At 59.1% G+C, this 18832-nt stretch carries 18 protein-coding genes; 5 read left to right on the plus strand and 13 right to left on the minus strand.

The window, feature by feature from the left end; genetic code table 11:
• Positions 1-36: 36 nt before the first annotated feature.
• From lptB to SIB38_RS03675, 5 genes are read right to left on the minus strand one after another with little or no spacing between them, the layout of a single operon-like run.
• Complete coding sequence (gene lptB, locus SIB38_RS03655) at positions 37-795, minus strand: LPS export ABC transporter ATP-binding protein (protein WP_294117933.1); 759 nt, start codon at positions 793-795, stop codon at positions 37-39.
• 2 nt (positions 796-797) lie between these two features.
• Positions 798-1280: a lipopolysaccharide transport periplasmic protein LptA gene (lptA, locus tag SIB38_RS03660; RefSeq protein ID WP_412551418.1), complete on the minus strand. Its 483-nt coding sequence runs from the start codon at positions 1278-1280 to the stop codon at positions 798-800.
• A 14-nt stretch (positions 1281-1294) separates the two neighbouring features.
• Positions 1295-1894 carry an LPS export ABC transporter periplasmic protein LptC gene (lptC, locus tag SIB38_RS03665; protein ID WP_412551419.1) on the minus strand — a complete coding sequence of 200 codons (600 nt, stop codon included), beginning with the start codon at positions 1892-1894 and terminating at the stop codon, positions 1295-1297.
• Positions 1895-1901: 7 nt separating this feature from the next.
• Positions 1902-2876: a KpsF/GutQ family sugar-phosphate isomerase gene (locus SIB38_RS03670; protein ID WP_412551420.1), complete on the minus strand. Its 975-nt coding sequence runs from the start codon at positions 2874-2876 to the stop codon at positions 1902-1904.
• A gap of 12 nt (positions 2877-2888) precedes the next feature.
• Positions 2889-3500, minus strand: a complete 612-nt coding sequence (locus SIB38_RS03675) for a ribonuclease D (RefSeq protein ID WP_294117924.1) — start codon at positions 3498-3500, stop codon at positions 2889-2891.
• Between the two features lie 157 nt (positions 3501-3657).
• Between SIB38_RS03675 and SIB38_RS03680 the strand changes: the two genes are divergently transcribed.
• Complete coding sequence (locus tag SIB38_RS03680) at positions 3658-4416, plus strand: hypothetical protein (protein ID WP_412551421.1); 759 nt, start codon at positions 3658-3660, stop codon at positions 4414-4416.
• A gap of 11 nt (positions 4417-4427) precedes the next feature.
• On the opposite strand, the gene SIB38_RS03685 is transcribed toward SIB38_RS03680, so the two are convergent.
• From SIB38_RS03685 to SIB38_RS03705, 5 genes are all read right to left on the minus strand, one after another.
• Positions 4428-5498, minus strand: coding sequence for a DUF1513 domain-containing protein (locus SIB38_RS03685; protein ID WP_412551422.1), 1071 nt, complete (start codon positions 5496-5498; stop codon positions 4428-4430).
• Positions 5498-6514 carry an imelysin family protein gene (locus SIB38_RS03690; RefSeq protein WP_412551423.1) on the minus strand — a complete coding sequence of 339 codons (1017 nt, stop codon included), beginning with the start codon at positions 6512-6514 and terminating at the stop codon, positions 5498-5500. The genes SIB38_RS03685 and SIB38_RS03690 overlap by 1 nt, the downstream gene beginning before the upstream one ends.
• Positions 6515-6517: 3 nt before the next feature.
• The gene (locus tag SIB38_RS03695) at positions 6518-8029 is read right to left on the minus strand and encodes a di-heme oxidoredictase family protein (RefSeq protein ID WP_412551424.1); all 1512 of its coding nucleotides are present in this window, start codon (positions 8027-8029) and stop codon (positions 6518-6520) included.
• Between the two features lie 72 nt (positions 8030-8101).
• Positions 8102-9361 carry an imelysin family protein gene (locus SIB38_RS03700; RefSeq protein WP_412551425.1) on the minus strand — a complete coding sequence of 420 codons (1260 nt, stop codon included), beginning with the start codon at positions 9359-9361 and terminating at the stop codon, positions 8102-8104.
• Between the two features lie 130 nt (positions 9362-9491).
• Positions 9492-10619 (minus strand): cytochrome-c peroxidase, encoded by a 1128-nt coding sequence (locus SIB38_RS03705; RefSeq protein WP_412551426.1) that lies wholly within the window; start codon positions 10617-10619, stop codon positions 9492-9494.
• 358 nt (positions 10620-10977) lie between these two features.
• Between SIB38_RS03705 and SIB38_RS03710 the strand changes: the two genes are divergently transcribed.
• A complete protein-coding gene (locus tag SIB38_RS03710) occupies positions 10978-11502 on the plus strand; it encodes a ricin-type beta-trefoil lectin domain protein (protein WP_412551427.1) in 525 nt (174 codons plus the stop codon).
• Positions 11503-11555: 53 nt separating this feature from the next.
• Here SIB38_RS03710 and SIB38_RS03715 read toward each other — a convergent pair whose 3' ends face one another.
• Together SIB38_RS03715 and mutM are read right to left on the minus strand one after the other, a co-directional pair.
• Positions 11556-12332, minus strand: coding sequence for an enoyl-CoA hydratase (locus SIB38_RS03715; RefSeq protein WP_412552019.1), 777 nt, complete (start codon positions 12330-12332; stop codon positions 11556-11558).
• A 63-nt stretch (positions 12333-12395) separates the two neighbouring features.
• Entirely contained in the window at positions 12396-13247 is an 852-nt protein-coding gene (gene mutM / locus SIB38_RS03720; protein WP_412551428.1) for a bifunctional DNA-formamidopyrimidine glycosylase/DNA-(apurinic or apyrimidinic site) lyase, read from the minus strand.
• Positions 13248-13480: 233 nt separating this feature from the next.
• Here mutM and ubiE point away from each other — a divergent pair, with 233 nt between their 5' ends.
• Both ubiE and ubiB read left to right on the plus strand, forming a co-directional pair.
• Positions 13481-14230 carry a bifunctional demethylmenaquinone methyltransferase/2-methoxy-6-polyprenyl-1,4-benzoquinol methylase UbiE gene (gene ubiE / locus SIB38_RS03725; RefSeq protein ID WP_412551429.1) on the plus strand — a complete coding sequence of 250 codons (750 nt, stop codon included), beginning with the start codon at positions 13481-13483 and terminating at the stop codon, positions 14228-14230.
• Positions 14227-15762, plus strand: a complete 1536-nt coding sequence (ubiB, locus tag SIB38_RS03730) for a 2-polyprenylphenol 6-hydroxylase (protein ID WP_412551430.1) — start codon at positions 14227-14229, stop codon at positions 15760-15762. The genes ubiE and ubiB overlap by 4 nt, the downstream gene beginning before the upstream one ends.
• Before the next feature lie 80 nt (positions 15763-15842).
• On the opposite strand, the gene dapA is transcribed toward ubiB, so the two are convergent.
• The gene (gene dapA, locus SIB38_RS03735) at positions 15843-16715 is read right to left on the minus strand and encodes a 4-hydroxy-tetrahydrodipicolinate synthase (protein ID WP_412551431.1); all 873 of its coding nucleotides are present in this window, start codon (positions 16713-16715) and stop codon (positions 15843-15845) included.
• 163 nt (positions 16716-16878) lie between these two features.
• On the opposite strand from dapA, the gene SIB38_RS03740 reads away from it, so the two are divergent.
• Positions 16879-18828: a transglycosylase SLT domain-containing protein gene (locus tag SIB38_RS03740; RefSeq protein ID WP_412551432.1), complete on the plus strand. Its 1950-nt coding sequence runs from the start codon at positions 16879-16881 to the stop codon at positions 18826-18828.
• Positions 18829-18832 lie beyond the last annotated feature (4 nt).

An 18832-nucleotide genomic window follows, 5' to 3' on the forward strand; every position in this document is an offset into this window, starting at 1 on the left:
TGATCGAGCGCAAGATTGTGCGCTTTTCCGCGTGGTTCAGGAGATGCGGAAGTTTTCGCCAAGATAGACGCGGCGCACGTTTTCGTTCTCCACCACCTCGTCCGGGGTGCCGGACATCAGCACCTTGCCGTCGTGCAGGATGTAGGCGCGGTCGACAATTTCCAGCGTCTCGCGCACGTTGTGGTCGGTGATCAACACGCCGATGCCACGTTTTTTCAAATCAGCCACAAGGTGGCGAATATCGCCCACCGAGATCGGGTCGACGCCTGCAAAAGGTTCGTCCAAAAGTAGATATTTCGGGTCGGCAGCCAGACAGCGGGCGATTTCCACGCGGCGGCGTTCGCCACCAGACAGGGCCAGCGCAGGCGCGCGGCGCAGGTGCTCGATGGAGAACTCGCTCAGGAGCTCCTCAAGGCGCTCACGGCGCTTGTGGCGGTCTTTGTGGGTGATGTCGAGGATAGCGGTGATGTTGTCTTCCACCGACAGGCCACGGAAGATCGACATCTCTTGCGGCAGATAGCCGATGCCCAGCTTGGCGCGGCGATACATCGGCAGGGTGGTCACGTCCCGACCGTCGATGGACACACGCCCGCCTTCGGGCACCAAGAGGCCTGCGACCGCATAAAAGGTGGTGGTTTTACCGGAGCCATTTGGACCCAGCAGCGCAACAACTTCGCCGCGCTGCAACTCCATGGAGAAGTCTCGGATCACCACGCGCTTGCGATAGGCCTTGCGCAGGCTTTGCACCTGTAGTCCGGAGCTGCCTTTGGTGACGGAGAGATCGGGTTTGGCCATGGTTACTGAGACTTCAGAACTGTTTTCACATTGCCGCTCATCTGCGCGGTGTTGTCTGTTAGATTGAGGCGCATTTTGTCCGCGGTGATGGTGGTTTTGGACTGTACGACCGTCACATTGCCGGTCATTTCGACGGTGCCATCATCGATGCTGTAGATCGCTTGATTGGCCTCGGCCGCATCGGGCCCTTGGACAAGGAGCACGTTGCCTTCCGCCACGAGGCGGGCGATGGCCTGGGTTTCCTGATTGTAGTGCACGTTCACCTTGTCGGCGGTCATGCGCATGTCACCTTGGGAGACATCCACTTTGCCCTCAAACACGGCGCTGCCGTCAGATTGATTCACCGAGAGAGTCTCGGCGGTGACTTCGACCGGCAGGCCAGTGTCTTGCTGCATTTGGCCAAAGCCGACCTGAAACCCCTGTGCCATCCCAGCGACGGGAACCACCGTCAGAAGGGAAATTGCCAAAGCACGGATCAAATACACAGGGTCACCTCGTCTCAGTTTGCGGGCGTGTATAGCAGTCGCACACCTTTTGTGAAAAACAAATATATTTCATTGTTTTCCCCAGAGGGGCGCAGGGCCATGCGGCCTGCTTCTAAGGTGCCAAGGCCGCTTTCTGCTAGAATTTCGCCCGCCGTTTCCGCGCGCGCGTCTTCCAGGCCAAAGATCATGTTGTCGGTGGTGATGGTGTAGCCCGCAGAGGTGACAATCTCGACGTCGCCGTCAAGCTCGACCTCGTTAAAGGTGCTGCTCATCTCACCTGCCTTGGCGCGGACGGTGATTTCGGTGCCGTCGGTGGTGCTGATCAAAGCGCCGACCTGTTCGGCAATGATGCGCGAGGGGTCTTCGATATCTGGGTGGGCGGTGGCGGAGGTCAACGTGATATTGTGGCCATCGTCGGTTTGGCCGGAGATATACGGCGCGGTGATTTGCCGGTCGCGCAGACGTTTTTCCAGCTCGACATCGGCAAAGGGAATGGCGCTTTCGAGATCCACTTCGTGGGAGATCAAGAAAAGCGTGGACAGGATGCCGAGTGCGGTCAGGGGCAGCAGCACCTTCAGCCAGGCGACCAGGTTGGAATATGTGAGGCGGCGCACCACCGGTTTAGCCGAGCCCGGCGCGCAGGCAGTCGTGGATGTGCAAGAGACCCTCGGGGGTGCCTGCGCCATTGGGATCGATCACAAACAGACAGGTGATCTTGCGTTGATTCATGATGGCAACCGCTTCTTCGGCCAAGGCGCCGGGCGCAATGGTTTGCGGATCGGCGGTCATAACTTCCACGGCGGTGCGGTCCAGCAGACCGTCCATATGGCGGCGCAAGTCCCCATCGGTAACAATGCCGAGGAGCGCGCCGGTGTCATTGGTGACGCCAACAACGCCAAAGCCTTTCTGGCTGATTTCCAGCAGCGCGTCACTCATCGGGGTTTGCGCGTCGATCAGAGGCAACGCCTCGCCAACATGCATGAGGTCGCGCACACGGGAGAGCTGCGCCCCCAGTTTGCCACCCGGATGGAACTCACGGAAGTTCTCCGGGGTGAACTTGCGGTGCTCCATGAGGGCCACAGCAAGGGCATCGCCGAGCGCAAGGGTCATGGTGGTGGTTGTCGTCGGCACCACGCCGGTGCCACAGGCCTCTTCGACTTTGGGCAGGATCAGGCCCACGTCGCTTTGCTTGATCAGCGTGCTGCCGGGGCGGCTGGCGACGCCGATCAGCGGGATGTTGAAGCGGCGCGTATAGGCTACCAGATCGGCCAGCTCCGGAGTTTCGCCGGAGTTGGACAGCACAAGCGCAACGTCGCCTTGTGCCATCATGCCAAGGTCGCCGTGACTGGCCTCGGCCGGATGCACGAAGTGCGCCGGGGTGCCGGTGGAGGCAAAGGTCGCAGCGATCTTGCGGGCGATATGGCCGGATTTGCCCATGCCAGAGATGATCACCCGGCCTTTGGCAGAGAGCAGTAGTTCAATGGCCTCGCCAAACTCGGCACCCAGGCTGTCGCCCAAGGCCGACAATGCCGCGGTCTCGATGGAGATCACACGGCGGGCGGTGTCCAGAAAGGTTTGCTTGTCGGCGTCCGTCATGGGGCGGCTCCGTTAGTGCGCAAAGATGTCCTGTTCCGGCCAGCCGGCCAGATCCAGTTTGGCGCGGGTCGGCAGGAAGTCAAAGCAGGCCTGGGCCACTTCTGTGCGGCCTTCGCGGGCGAGACGTTCGTTCAGCTTTTCACGCAGGCCATGCAGGTAGAGCACGTCAGAGGCGGCGTAGTCGAGTTGGGCGTCTGTCAGAGTTTCTGCTCCCCAGTCGCTCATCTGCTGTTGCTTGGACACATCGACGCTCAGCAGTTCCTGAAGCAGGTTTTTCAGGCCGTGGCGGTCGGTGTAGGTGCGCACCAGTTTGGAGGCGATTTTGGTGCAATAGACCGGCGCGGTGAGGGCGCCAAAGGCGTGGTACATCGCGGCAATGTCAAAGCGGCCAAAGTGGAAGAGTTTCAACACATTTGGGTCTTCGAGCATTTTGCACAGGTTCGGCGCCTCGGTTTGGCCTTTGGCGACTTGCACAAGGTGGGCGTTGCCGTCGCCACCAGACATTTGGATCACACAGAGGCGGTCGCGATGGGGGTTGAGCCCCATGGTTTCGCAGTCAATCGCCACAACCGGGCCAAGGTCCAGATCATCTGGAAGATCATTTTGGTAAAGGAAATTTGCCATAGGTGCCTCAATGTCTCTGATGACAAGCACTTACGGCTTTGTGTGGCGTGATTCAATGTTTCGCGGGGGATTGTTGTTAATATGGCATGGGGTTGCTTAGAGGGTTGCGTAGGCCACGTGGCTTTACGGCGTGGGCGCGACATCCTAAGTATCGGCCATGGATAGCAAAGCCCCCCAAACCGTGAGCGATGACCTGCGTGTGACGCTTGAGACCGAAGCGCGCAAAGATGGGCCGCGTGTGCAGCGGATTGAGGTTGGGGGGCAGGTGTTCTGGATCAAGCGCGTGGAGCAGCTGGGGTTGCGGTACCGTTTGCAGAAGGGCGATCCGCGCAAGGCGTTTGAGCGCGAACGGCTGGCGTACCGCGAGATGAACGCCGTGCAGGCGCCTGTGCCGCGTTTGGTGGCCGAGGGGCCTGATTTTCTGGTGCTGCCGGATTGCGGGTTGGATTTGCGCAAGCTGTTGGAGCGACAGGAAGATGCGTCCCGCCGAATCCAAATGCTAGTAGATGCAAGTAAGATGCTTGCAGAGTTTCATAACCTTGGATTTGCCCATGGGAGACCTAGTCCGAAAGACATATGCCAAGTGGATGGCCGGATGTTGCTGCTGGATTTTGAGCGCTACAAACACGCCAACAACACGCCGGTAGGACAGGCGCGGGATTTGGTGGTGTTTGCGTTTAATGTGGCGGCGCATTCGCCGCAGATGCGGGGCAGCTTGCGCGAGGCGATGGCTGCCTATCGGGACAACGCGGATGCCGCGATTTGGCCTTTGGCACAGCGCTGGTGCCGGTGGTTGCGGTGGACCGCATGGGTGACCAAACCGTTGCAGAAGCGGCCGGAGGGGCGGGCCTTAGAGTTTAAAGCGATTCCGGTAGTGATGGACTTGTTTTTGTCCGAGGACAAGCCGCTGGTGTGACGCGGCTTAGGCTACGGCGTAATCGCGATCAGGTGGTTGTCCCACTGCAAGGCGTGCTGCGCGGTGGTGCTTTGTAGGGTGCCGATGATGCCTGTGCCGGTGGTGAAGACAAACCCATCCGATGTTGGGCCAACGCCACAGACATCTTTTGCCGAAAGAATCGCGCTGGGTTGGCCGGTTCCGGTGTCAAAGACATGCAGGACATTGCCGCGCGGCGAGGTTATGGCGACGAGGTTGCCATCGTTTGAGAGGGCCACGCTGCCGGCGTAGCCTTGCAGTTGTTGTTGCGCTTTTGGCGGAGCGGTGAGAAGTTTCACCTCTGTGCCGCGTTGGTGCAGACCAAGCAGGGGATGAGTGGCGGATTTGCTGCCTTGCCACTGCATGGCAAAGGCGACCAAACCGTCCTGACGCACGGCGAGGTGACGGATGGAGTTTTTGTGCAATGCCGCAGGCAGTGTAACGTCTTCAACCGGTACGCCACTGGTGGTCACGTAGCTCAGGTTTGGCGCCATCACCGGGATGTTGAGCTTGCTGCGGCCCATGTCGGGGTGGGTCTCTATGCCGCCATTGGCCACTACAAGGGTTTCGCCATTTGGCATGAGCTTGAGGTCATGCGGGCCAACGCCGCCGGAAGAGAATTCACCAATTCGAGCGTAGTTTCGGGTGACATCCCAGAGGCCGATGATGCCTTCCCCGGCTTCGTAGTCATTCTCGGACGTAAAAAGCGTGGCGCCGTCTGCTGAGAACGTGCCGTGGCCGTAGAAGTGGCGGCTTTCCGGAGCTGTGAGGGTTTTCAGGACCGCACCATCGCGGCAATCCATGACTAAGGCAAAGGTGCCTGGACGACGGGCGAAGGCGACAGCTTCGGCACGTTCGGGATGGGCGGCGGCGGCATGACCGCGGGCGGGCAAGGGGATGGTAAAGGTGATCTCGCCTGTGGTGGTGAGACCTGCAAGCAGGTAGGTGCCGTCCGGGGCGCGGGCGGCGGAGAGGTAGTCTGGCGTGCCAACGCTGCTCCACCCCGCGCTGGGCAGGAGGCTTGTGGCGGCAAGGCCGGCGAGCATGCGACGGCGGGTGACCATCAGTCGCCGTCCAGGGCGTTGAAGCCTGCGGTGACGTCCAGCGCGGGGCCAAGCTCTTGCAAGACGATGTCGCGGATGTTGCCGATGTATTGCTGCAGGATTTCGACGCGCAGGCGTCCTTGGATGTCAGAAACACCGGCGAAAACGGGATCGTCTTGTAACTCTTCCGCGTGTGAAAGTGCGCTCTCAAAAGCGGCGGTGAGATTGTCCGAAGGGGAAGGCGATTGCGCAGACAGTATTGATGCGAGTTGCTCCAGAGAGGAAAGCGACACCGAGATATTTTGCAGACTGCGACCGGATCGACGCGCTTCGGCGCGACGGGGACGGGGTTTGTCAAAAGTGCCCAATGGACGGCCAAGACGGGCTTCCTCGTTGAATTGCAAACCTGTGTCGAGGGCTTTGAACAACTCGGCAACGGCAGCGAGGTCTGTCGTGTAGGGGCCTTCTGGGGAGGGCGTGCGCATCAGGGTGGGATAGGTGGATTGCCAATCTGTCAGAATGGCGTCGGCATTGCGGTTGATGTCATTGGCAACCGCCTGGATCAAAGAGCAACGGTAGGCGTCGTCTCCGAGTTGGCTGATGCGGTCGTCGTAGAGCAGGAACTCCATGGCAAAAAAGCCGCGTGCCGCTACAGAGACTTCAGAAAACTCAGCTTGATCAGCGACTACCGGGTCTTCGGCAGCAATCAACTTAGAGAGGGATTTGGGCGTAAACCCTTTGGTGTCGGGCCAAAAGGCGAGGGCAAAGGCGCGTTCGTCGGCCTCAGTCGGACCAAAGCGCAGGTGATTGACCGCCATCCAGGCGTCAAAGCCTTTGTGGTAGGCGGTACGGAGGGCCTCGGAGTCGCTGCGGCAGTCGGCGGCGGCGGCGGATTTCAAAGCTTCGGAAGCGTTGGCCAAGGACGTGAAGCCGGGCAGGATGTGATCGGTGATTGCCGTGTCTACAAGGGCGGCGGAATCTTGGGCCCAAACCGGTGTGGACAGAAGCAGCGAGGCGGCAAAGGCGATCATGCGCATGGGTTAGAGACTCTCCAGAAAACGTATGAGGGCGGTACGATCGGCGGGTGGCATGTCGATCACTTTGGTTTTTTGACCTTCCGCTTCGCCGCCGTGCCAGAGGATGGCTTCGAGGATATTGCGGGCGCGGCCATCGTGCAGGAATTGCGTGTGGCCGGAAACCTGACCGGTGAGGCCAATGCCCCAGAGTGGTGGTGTGCGCCATTCCTGGCCGGTTGCACGGCCTTCGGGGCGGTTGTCGGCCAGATCCGGCCCCATGTCATGCAACAACAAGTCGGTGTAGGGCCAGATTAGCTGAAAGCTTTGGGCGGGCTGGTCTTCAAGGCGGTGGGTCACAAAAGACGGCGTGTGGCAGGACGCGCATCCGGTGGTGTGGAAGACTTCTTTGCCGCGCAACACTTCGGGGTCGTCCACGTCGCGGCGGGCGGGCACAGCGAGGTTGGCGCTGTAGAAGGTCACAAGGTCGAGGCCAATTTCATCAACTTCAAAGACGCGCACGTCGCCGTCTCCGTGGGGGGCGTTGATGCACTCGACCTGCGCGGTGGTGCAATCGCCGTGACCCGCTTCAAACAGCGGAGTTGAGATGCCAATGTCAGCAGCAAAGGCGGCAGCGGATTGCTGGCGCAGAGTTGGCGCGCCTGCTTTGAGGCCAAAACGGCCCAGCATCGGGCGTTGATATTCGACCGACCACGTGATGTTGGGACGACCGGAGATGCCATCGCCGTTTGCGTCGTTCGGATCGGCGTTTGCGAGAATGTCTTCGGCGGGGATGGCGTCCAGCAGACCGAGGCCAATCATTTGCGGCGCGACGCGCGGGCTGACCATCACATCAGGGTGAAGGGGGCCGTAGCCGAGGTCATGCAAGGCATAGGTTGGGCGCCGTAGTGAGGCGATTTCGCCGCCGTACAAGGCCACGTCAAACTCTTCAAAGGTGACTTCGATGCGTGCTTCGGCGGGGTGGCCTGGCAGGTTGAAGTCCTGGATTTGGGAGCCATAGGTTGGCTCTGGCCGCGTGGCGAGGAAGTCTTCGATTTCGTAAATCTGGTCGGCCTGTTGGCCGGGAATGGCCAGTTTGATCGCCAGTGAAAGTGCGTCATCTTCAGGGCCATCCGGGGCGTGACCACGCCCGGATTTCTGATGGCAGCCCAGGCAATTGCGGGCGTTGTAGAGCGGGCCAAGTCCGTCGGAGGCCAGTGTGGAGCTGGGCGAGGACACCCAGAGCTTATCAAACATCGCTTCGCCCATGCGGAAGGTCAGGCCGTCTTCTTTGCTGAGATTGGCGGAGGGCTGTTTGAAGGCAAAGGCGTCATTGCGCGCCGGAACGGTCGCAGCGCCGCCAGGGTGGGACTCAAACTTCTGTGGTTTTGAGAAATCGGTTGGGACGGCTGTGACACCTTCAATGCGCTGTGTCTCGGCGTTGGTGCGGGGCACCACGTTGAGGTGACGGTCATCTAATGCGAGTGCCGCAGAGGTGGCGAAGAGTGCGCAGAAGACCGTGGCTGAGGAAGTTCGCATGGCTGGCCTTGGAATAGAAAAAGGGGCGGCGGGATGGCCGCCCCTTTGAAGTCTTATTGGCTTGAGGCCAATTTACTCGAAAACGGCATCCGGGTTGTCGAGGCTGTCGGAGCCTTCAAACGCGAGGCTGTCGAGGCCCAGAGCTTTTACAGCGGCTTCGATGGATTTGGTCTGATCGACCAGACCGTTTACGCCACCCATCACCAGTGCTTCACCAGCTTCGTTGCCGCGCTCCAGCATCTGGTCATAAGAGAAGCCGGATTCCGCAGCGGTTTTGATGCGGCCGAGGGACATCATGGTGGTGGAGAGCTTGCCTTGCAGCTCTGCGTCCAGATCGGCGTTCACTTCTGCCACCAGGTCAGACACGGAGGGGCCAGACACGAGGGAGCCGTCCACACGCACATATTCGCCCAGGTACACGTTCTGGATGCCCAGACCGTCGTAGTAGTGGCTGTTGTGGGTGTTGTCAGAGAAGCAATCGTGCTCTTCTTCTGGGTCGTTCAGCAGCAGGCCAAGGCGCATACGCTCACCAGCTTGCTCACCGTAGGACAGGGAGCCCATGCCGGTCAGAATGGCCACGAGGCCAGCGTCTGCGTCGCCGGTTACGGTAGAACGGGCTTCGCCGTCTGCGGACCACTGCGCCGCCATGAATTCCAGATCGGAAACCAAGAGGTCGGTGGCAGCTTTCAGGTAGGCGGCGCGACGGTCACAGTTGTCGCCGGTGCAGGCGTCGCCGGCTGCGAAGTCAGTCCAAGGGCGGTCACCTGCGCCGTGGTTGTGGCCGTTTTTGTCCTGGCCCCAGAGCAGGAATTCGATGGCGTGGTAGCCGGTCGCTACGTTGGCTTCTACGCCGTCCGCTTCGTGCAGGCTTTCCAGCAGGGCTGGGGTGATTTCGGCGGCATCAATAGTCTCGCCGGAGATTTCGAAAGACGCGTTGGCGATTACGTTCAGCGCCGCCAGCGGGTTTTCGTCAGATGGACCACCGTAAGCGGCGTCCACGTAGTCGATCAGGCCTTCGTCCAGCGGCCATGCGTTCACTTTGCCTTCCCAGTCGTCCACAGCGGCGTTGCCAAAGCGGTACACTTCGGTCTGCTGATATGGCACGCGGGAAGCCAGCCATGCGCCCTGAGCGTTGTGCAGTGCTTCGGCGGATGGGTTTTCGATCAGCGCGTTCACTGCGGCCTGCAGTGTTTTGGCGGTTGCCAGGCTGTCTTCGTATTTCGCCGCGGCGATGTCGGCGTAGTTGGCAACAACGTCCGCTTTGGTGGCGGCGAAAGCCGGGGCGGTCAGTGCGATCACGGCCGCAGTAGTGGTCAAAAATGTGCGAGTCATGGAATCCATCCCTGTTGAGAATTATTGGCATAACTGACCATTTTTGTTGGTCTCGTCAATCCTTATTAATTTTGTATGTTTTTGAGTGCGGCGGAATGTCCCGCATCCAAAAGTGTATAGAAAGTAGAGGTTACTGCTCGTCGAGTAGGTGTTCGTAGCGTGCATCAGTCAGAGTTTTGAGGAAAGCGACAATGGCATCGACCCGTCGATCATCCAAGGCCGGGCCGTGGGTGAGTTCTTCCACTGCTAAGGTTGCGGGCACTGCGGGCATGCGGAAGGTCTCGTCGGTTTCTGGGTTGGTGCGGCGCTTTACGTCGGTTGTATTAAATTGATTGTAGAACAGCACCACAGTGCGGAGATCTTCAAACACGCCGTTGTGCATATACGGGCCGGTGACCGCCACGTTGCGCAGGGTTGGGGTTTTGAATTTGCCGCGCAGGGTTGGGTTGCTGTCCATGTCGGGGTGGGCGGCGAGGCCGATATCCACGGTGCCACGCGCTACGCCGTTCAGATCACGTAGGGCCAGATTCTCAGGCACGCCAATGTTGTGATATTCGTAGTTGGTGAAGGTCTCCTGCGGGTCAAGCTGGCTCTTTCCAAGCTGGTGGCAGAGGTTACAGTTGGTGAACTGCTCAGAGAAGAACAGCACACGGCCGAGGTCTTCTTCGCGGGTCAACTCCACTTCGCCTCGCAGGAAACGGTCGTATTTACTGTCAAACGGCGAGAAAACTTCGGTGCGTTCAAAGGCGGCGATGGCGTCGGTCATGGCAGTGTAGCCGGATTGGGGATCGCCTAAGACGTCGTCGTCAAACAGTGTAGGGAAGGCTTCGGTGTAGACCGGATCTTCCAGCAGGCGGGCGATAACGGCGGCTTCGTCCGCCATACTCATCTCGATGGGGTTTAGAGGCGGACCACCAGCTTGATCTTCCAACCGGTTGGCGCGGCCGTCCCAAAACTGGCCGCCTGCCCAAATGCCATCCGTATTTTTGTGAAACTCCGGGGTGAAGGCGGCGTAAGCGGCACTGGGCGCGTTACGGTCGCCGAGGGATTCGCCGTCATCGCCAATTGAGGCCATGCCACGTGGGTCGGCAAAGCCATAATCCGGATCGTGGCATGTGGCGCAGGATTGCGTGCGATTGGCAGAGAGGTTTACGTCAAAGAACAGGCGTTCTCCGAGGGCTTCCAGAGTGGTTGGGACGTCTTCCGCCAAGACTGGCGAGGAGGCGAGCACAAATGCAATGGCGGCAAAGCGATACATTGGAGTGTCTCTTGATTCTGATTTGTGCCGACAGCATTGCGCCTGCTTTTTGGATTGGTCAACTGTGCCAGATGCCGCATGGATCAACGTCTTCGTTACCAGAGGTCAAAAACCTTGCGTGTTGTTGCGACGGAAAAACGCTGCCGGAGCGTTTGATAAAAACAAACGATTGAGTGAGAACAGTTATGTCGCAGAAAGTGCTGCCAATTGGATTTATGTTGATAGCTGCCGGGCTTTGTTATGCGGTTGTTTTTACGTCTGATACGCTTTGCATTGCGGACACGAGTGCGTGTTCCCCATCAAGAGATTTTTCGGCGTTTGAGTATTTTCAGGTCGTGTATGCATTGGGAGATTTAGAATGATTTATTATGGCACCAAAGCCTTTTTGTCGGTTGTGGTTTTGTGTGGTGGCCAAGCGTCAGCGGAGATGGTGCAGGTCAAGACACCTGCGCCGGTCATCCATCTTGCGGACAATCTGGATGAGGCGGATGACCTGGGCTGGTGCATCGATACAGTGGGGCGTGGTTTTGGGGACACGTTACATGCGCACTCCTGCAAACCGCAGGGCGGGGATGTGCAGTTTGCCTTTGATGCTGCCAGCGGTGCAATTCGGTCTGTAGCGTTTGATGGAAAATGCATGCAGGTTAGCGCGCCGCGGGCCGCGGTGGATTTTTCTTTGCGGGACTGCGATCCGACAGTGTCGGCTCAGATGTTCGCTTTTGACAGTGAGAGCGGGACCATTCGGCCGCAAGACGCTTCGCACACCTGCGTGGCTGTCGGCGCGGAGAGCCGGTCAGCAGGGCCTTTTATGTCCCGAGATTTGATTCTTGCGCCGTGTGACGCGGTGGCAGAAAGCCACCGTCGTTGGGTGATCATGCCCTAAACGCAAAAAAGCCCCCGGCAGCGCGAGGGCTTCTTGAAAGATTTTGGGTAGGATCAGCGGTCGCGGAATTGCGCTTCGCGTTTTTCCATGAAGGCCGCCATGCCCTCTTTCTGATCTTCGGTCGCAAACAGCGAGTGGAAGGCGCGGCGCTCAAACAGCAGGCCTTCGCGCAGGGAGCTTTCAAAGCTGCGGTTCACAGCCTCTTTGGCGGTGCGCGCGGCGATCAGAGATTTTTCCGCGATCTTTTGGGCGGCGCTCATGGATTCTTCCATCAGCTTTTTGGCAGGCACAACGCGGGACACAAGCCCGGAGCGCTCTGCTTCTGCGGCGTCCATGAAACGGCCGGTGAGGTTCATGTCCATGGATTTGGACTTGCCCACGGCGCGGGTCAGGCGCTGGCTGCCGCCGATGCCGGCAATCACTCCGAGATTGATCTCTGGCTGGCCGAATTTCGCGGTCTCAGATGCGATGATGAAGTCGCAGGCCATGGCGAGCTCGCAGCCACCGCCAAGGGCGTAACCGGATACGGCTGCGATCACGGGCTTGCGGATGTCCTGGATGCTGTCGCCAAACTCGGCAAACAAGTTGGAGAGGTTCACGTCTGCGAAGCTCATCGAGGACATTTCTTTGATGTCCGCGCCCGCAGCGAAGGCTTTCTCAGAGCCGGTGATCACGATGCAGCGCACTTTGTCGTTGGCATCCGCGCTTTCTAGAGCGTCCTGCAGTTCGCCGATCAGCTGTTGGCTGAGCGCGTTCAGGGCGTCCGGGCGGTTGAGTTTGATAAGGGCGACGTGGTCTTCGATTTCGACGATGATCGTCTCAAAAGCCATGAGTAATGCTTTCATTGTTCCGGTCAGGAGTGATTGATTATCATTTGATACATATGGATCAAGCTATCTTTGGCATTGCGCACAGTAGAAAGACGAGCGGCCGGATTGGGTGATTCGGCTTATTTTTCTAGTGCAATCGGGGGTTTTGCAGGGTTCCCCCTCCCGACCGTAGACGTCAAAAGTGTGTTGAAAATACCCCAGTTCGCCGTCGGCTTGGCGAAAGTCACGTAACGAACTTCCCCCGGCCTCGATGGCCTCCTGCAGCACCTGACGGATGATGGGCACAAGACTGTGTACGCGGGCCTGTGAGATGGCCCCAGCTTTGCGTTTTGGCGCTATCCCTGCCCTGAAAAGCGCTTCGCAGACATAGATGTTGCCCAAGCCCGCCACGATGCGTTGATCCAGCAGGGCTGATTTGATCGGGGTGTTTTTTCCGGCGAGTCGCTCAGCAAGATAGGATTCGTGAAAGTCGTTGCCCAGAGGCTCCGGCCCAAGTTTGGCGATCAGCGGGTGGGTTTCGGTGTTGTCCGAGGGCAGAAGGTCCATGGCACCAAAACGGCGCGGATCGTTGAAGGTGATGCGTGCGCCGTTGTCCATATCAAACACCACATGATCGTGTTTCTCGGCTTGTGGGTGATCGTGGGCGAATTGCCCCAAGGGATCACCGGAAACTGTCATGCGGCCGGACATGCCAAGGTGGATCAGCAGCGTCTCATCTGTGTCGAGGTCTGCGAGGATGTATTTGGAGCGGCGGCGCAGCTGCGTGACCTTGGCGCCGGTGAGCCGTTCCGCCATGCGGTCTGGGAAGAGCCAGCGCAGATCGGGGCGGTTGACTTGCGCGCGGGCAATGGTTGCGCCTTCCATGGCCGGTTGCAGACCGCGGCGCACGGTTTCGACTTCGGGCAGTTCGGGCATATTCACCTCTTGGACGACTTTGTGCCGACCATGCGCGACGACGTTGGTCACAATCAAGGTATCTCTTGGACCGCGCAGCGGGCCGCGCCCGACCTCCCCAACGGGAGGGCGCTTCGCTTTCTACCGAGGTCGGACGCGGCCCTTGTGTTGGATCGTACTCCGGTGCCAAATCAGCGCATTGTACCTGTTTGGACGGCCCTATATGAATGTGGCAACCAAGAGGATTTCGCATCATGGCGGACAGCAAAAACACCACCCATTTCGGCTTTGAAACCGTGCCGGAAAGCGAAAAGGCCGGGCGCGTTCAGGGCGTGTTTGGGTCGGTTGCCAGTAAATACGACATTATGAATGACGTGATGTCGATGGGCATTCACCGCATCTGGAAAGATGCGATGATGGATTGGCTGGCGCCGCGTCCGGGGCAGAAATTGATTGATGTGGCTGGCGGCACCGGCGATGTGTCGTTCAAGTTCCTGAAGCGGGCCGGTCATGGTCATGCGACTGTTTGCGATCTGACCGAGCCGATGTTGGTCGAAGGCCGCAAGCGGGCCGAAGTAGACCATATGGCCGAGAGTCTTGACTGGGTTGTGGGTGATGCGATGGCGTTGCCGTTTGAGGACAACACCTTTGACGTCTACACAATCAGCTTTGGTATCCGGAATGTGACTCGCCCGCAGGAGGCGTTGAATGAAGCGTTTCGGGTGTTGCGGCCCGGTGGGCGGTTGATGGTGCTGGAATTCAGCCAAATCCCCAACGACATGATGCAGAAGGTCTATGACCTCTATTCCTTCAACATCATTCCGCAGATGGGCAAGGTGATCGCCAATGATCGCGACAGCTATCAGTATCTGGTGGAGAGCATTCGCAAGTTCCCGGATCAGGAGACGTTTCTTGATATGGTGAAGACCGCCGGGTTTGAGAATGCGAAGTATCGCAATCTGACCATGGGCATTGCCGCGCTGCATTCGGGTTGGAAGCTGTGAGAGGTCCGCACAATATTATCCGCCTGATCCGCACCGGTGCCACGCTGGAGCGCACCGGCGCGATGAAAGTGGTGATGGACGCCTTTGAGGCGCCGAATTTGGTGCGCGTCGTGTTGCGCGGGTTGGTTTGGCCGTTTCAATGGCTGGGCTACAAGGGCGATCCAAGTGCGCCAGCATTGCCTCGCGCATTAACGGCTTTGGGGCCAGCCTACATCAAATTTGGGCAGGTGCTTTCGACCCGACCAGATGTGGTGGGCGGAGATTTGGCTGGCGAGTTGCGGGTTTTGCAGGACAAGCTGCCGCCGTTTGATATTGCCACCGCCAAGGCAGAGGTCGAATCCGAGTTGGGGCAGCCTGTGGATGAGATTTTCTCCGAATTTTCCGAGCCGGTGGCGGCTGCGTCGATTGCGCAGGTGCATCGCGCACGGTTGCGTGAGACGGGCGAAGAGGTGGCGGTAAAAATCCTGCGGCCCGGGATCGAGAAGGCGTTTCGCAAAGACATCGATGCTTTCTACTTTGCGGCCAATACCATTGAGTTCCTGTCGCCGGGCTCGCGCCGTTTGCGGCCGCGGGATGTGATTGAGCACTTTGATCGTGGGGTCACGTCCGAGCTGGACCTGCGTCTTGAGAGTGCAAATGCCAGTGAATATGCGGCCAATTCTGCGGAGGATCCTGGGTATCAGGTGCCCACCGTGCAATGGGAGCATTCCGCGCGCCGTGTGATGACGCTGGGATGGGCGGAAGGCACACCGATTGGCGACAATGATGCGCTTGATGCAGCGGGACACGACCGTAATGCGCTTGGCAGTCGGATTTTGGAATTGTTCCTGAACCATGCGCTGCGCGACGGGTATTTCCATGCGGATATGCATCAGGGCAACATGAAGGTCGCCGCCAATGGCGACATTATTGTCTATGACTTTGGCATCATGGGCTACATAGACGAGTACACCCGCCGGGTTTATGCGGAAATTCTCTATGGTTTCATTCAGCGGGACTACAAACGTGTGGCCGAAGTGCATTTTGAGGCTGGCTATGTGCCAGCGGATCAAGATGTGGATGAGTTTGCCCGCGCCTTGCGTGCTGTGGGGGAGCCGATTTTTGGCATGGACGCCACGCGGATCTCTATGGGGCGGCTTTTGAACTACCTGTTTGAAGTCACTGAACGTTTTGGCATGGCAACCCGTACCGAGTTGATCCTGCTGCAGCGCACCATGGTGGTGGTTGAAGGTGTGGCACGGTCGCTCGATCCGCGTGTGAACATCTGGGATGTGGCAAAGCCGGTGGTGTCCGCCTACATTCAGGAAAGCATAGGCCCGCGCGCCGTGTTGAGCGATCTGGCGAAGACCGCGCGGGTGCTGTCTCGTTTTGGGCCAAGATTGCCGGCAATGGTCGAAGTCGCGTTGATTGCGCAGTCCGAGGACAAGGTTGAGGGGTCGCGCCCGGTGTGGCCCTGGATGATTTCTGGCATTGGGCTTGGGGTGTTTGGCACCGTGGCGACCCTGGCTTTTGGCCTGGCGCTCTGGCACTAGTTTACAGTCCAGCTGGCATGAAAAAGGCGCCCAGTGGGCGCCTTTCTCTTTGAGGTCAAGGCCTCTGAATATGTGCGGACTTAGAGCAGACCGGCGTGCGCCATGGCGGCGTCGATCTGTGCCTTGGTGGCGTCGGTCAGGCCGGTCAGTGGCAGGCGCACCTCTTCGTTGCACAGGCCAAGGCGGGACATGGCGTATTTCGCACCCACAAGACCTGGCTCTACAAAAATGGCCTCGTGCAATGGCATCAGCTTGTCCTGATACTCCAGTGCTTTGGCATAGTCGCCTACAAGCGTGGCGGCCTGGAACTCGGCGCAGAGTTTTGGTGCGACGTTGGCGGTCACAGAGATGCAGCCGACACCGCCGTGCGCGTTGAAGCCAAGTGCGGTGGCGTCTTCGCCGGACAGTTGGATGAAGTCAGCGCCACAGGTGGCACGTTGCTGGCTTGGGCGGGCCAGATCGCCGGTGGCGTCTTTTACACCAACAATGCGCGGCAGCTTGGCCAACTCGCCCATGGTTTCCGGTGTCATATCGACCACGGAACGGCCCGGAATGTTGTAGATGATGATCGGTAGTTCACAGCAGTCATGTACCGCAGTGAAGTGTGCGATCAGGCCGCGTTGGGTTGGCTTGTTGTAGTAAGGCGTTACCACGAGGATGCTATCTGCGCCCACTTTTTCGGCGTGCTGGGCAAAGCGGATGGCTTCCAAAGTGTTGTTGGAGCCCGCGCCTGCGATCACTGGCACACGACCGGCGGAGGCTTTGACAACCTCTTCGACAACGGTTTCGTGCTCTTCGTGGCTTAGTGTTGGGCTTTCGCCGGTGGTGCCTACGGGCACGAAGCCATTGGTGCCTTCACCAATGTGCCACTCGACGATCTTCTTGAGCGTTTCCAAATCCAGCTCGCCGTTCGTAAACGGCGTGATGAGTGCGGGGTAGGACCCTTTGAACATGGCACGCTCCTTTTTATGCGTAGCTGGGCGGAATTGCCCATTTTGGTAAATCGCGCGGACCCTAGCGGGAAGTTGCCCACTTGCCAAGATTGTGAGTTGAGGCCTTCGGGTGCGCGGCGTATCTTGCGGGTTCTATCCTGTCTGGCATAGGAAAATGCAAGCCATGTTGCGTCTTTTTCTGACTCTGTTTGTGGCCTTGCTGGTCGCTGTTCCCGCAAATGCGCAGTTTCGCGATGAACTTCGCGCTGCGATGACCTCAATCCGTGCCAAGGATTGGGATGGCGCGGCTAAGGCGGTGCGTGAGACCGATCAGGTCACACGTGACATTGTGGAGTGGCACCGGTTGCGTGCGGGCGAAGGCTCGGCAGATCAGGTGTTGGCGTTTCTGGATCGGCGCGGTGATTGGCCGGGCTTGCCGTATTTGCGTAAGCAGTCGGAAGCAGCGTTTGACGACGTGAGCTATGAGATGGCGCTGTCGTTCTTTGTGCATGGTCCAGCGCAGACTGCGGAAGGGGCGCTGGCGCAGGCCAAAGTGCTGACGCAGGCCGGCGAGGAGGGCGCGGCGCAGGCCACGATTGTGGAAGCCTGGCGCACCATGGCGATGAACAGCACCACCAAGGCGGACTATCTGGCGCGCTACGGCGATTTGCTCAAACCACATCACACGGCGCGGCTGGATGCGATGCTGTGGAAGAATTGGACCTCCAATTCTGAGGCGATGTACGCCCATGTGCCGGACGGCTGGGTGGCCTTGGCCAAAGCGCGGCTTGGATTGCGGGCCATGGCCAAAGGTGTGGATGGCTTGATCGCGGCGGTGCCGGACAGCCTACAGGACGATCCGGGATTGGCGCATGAGCGGTTTGTCTGGCGGCATAGGAAAGACCGCAATGACAGCGCCATTGAGTTGATCTTGGCGCGCAGCAAAGCGGGCACGTTGGGCGAGCCCGAAGAATGGGCCCCTCGGCGCCGGTCGTTGGTGCGCAATCAGATGCGGGCGGGGAACTACAAAACCGCCTATGCCTTGGCGGCGACACATAAGCTGACGCCAGAGGCGGGCTATGCCTATTCCGATTGTGAGTGGCTGGCAGGGTATTTGGCGTTGCGCTTTCTGGACCGCCCTGAAGAAGCTGCCGCGCATTTCTTGAATTTTGCCCAGTCGGTGGAAACGCCAATCTCGCTGGGGCGCGCAGGCTATTGGCTGGGTCGTGCCTATGAGGCGATGGGCGACAAGACCACCGCGCAGCAGGCCTATGTCGCTGGCGGTGCGCATCAGACGAGTTTTTATGGGTTGCTGGCTGCAGAAAAGGCGGGGATCGCGCATGATCCGGCCTTGTCTGGCCAAGAGCGGTTCCCGGATTGGCAAAAGGCGGGTTGGACCACATCAAGCGTGCACAAAGCGGCGCGGGCTTTGTTGGCGGCGGGCGAGTTGAGCCTTGCGGAACGGTTCTGGGTGCATCTGAGTGAGACGCAGGATCGCACGGGTCTTGGGCAGTTGGGTCGGATGGCGCTGGATTTGGGACAACCGCATATTGGTGTGATGCTGGGCAAGCAGATGGTGCGCATGGGCGTGACCCTGCCGGGACCCTATTACCCGCTGCATCCGCTGGTCGATCAGAAATTGCCGGTGACGGATGAGTTGTCCTTGGCAATTGCCCGGCGGGAGAGTGAGTTTGATCCGGTGGTGGTGAGCCATGCGGGTGCGCGGGGCTTAATGCAGTTGATGCCGGGTACGGCGCGGGATGTGTCGGCGGAGATTGGAGAGGTCTATGTGCTGGGTAACCTGACCTCTGATCCGGGTTACAACGCGCGGTTGGGCAGTGCTTATCTGGCCGAGTTGGCGGAGCAGTTTGACGGCAATATCATCATGATTTCGGCGGCTTACAATGCTGGTCCGAGTCGCCCTGAGCAATGGATGTCGAGGAACGGTGATCCGCGCAGTGGTTCTGTTGAGGCGATGATCGATTGGATCGAGATGATCCCGTTCAACGAAACCCGCAACTATGTGATGCGGGTGTCTGAGAGCTTGCCGGTCTATCGCGCACGGTTGGGCAAGGACCCACATCCGGTGTCGTTTGGTCAGGAGATCACGGGCGGCACCATCAAGGTGCGCTAAGGCC

The organism is Shimia sp. MIT910701 (genome assembly GCF_047126315.1).
In the GTDB taxonomy this organism is placed as follows: domain Bacteria; phylum Pseudomonadota; class Alphaproteobacteria; order Rhodobacterales; family Rhodobacteraceae; genus Shimia.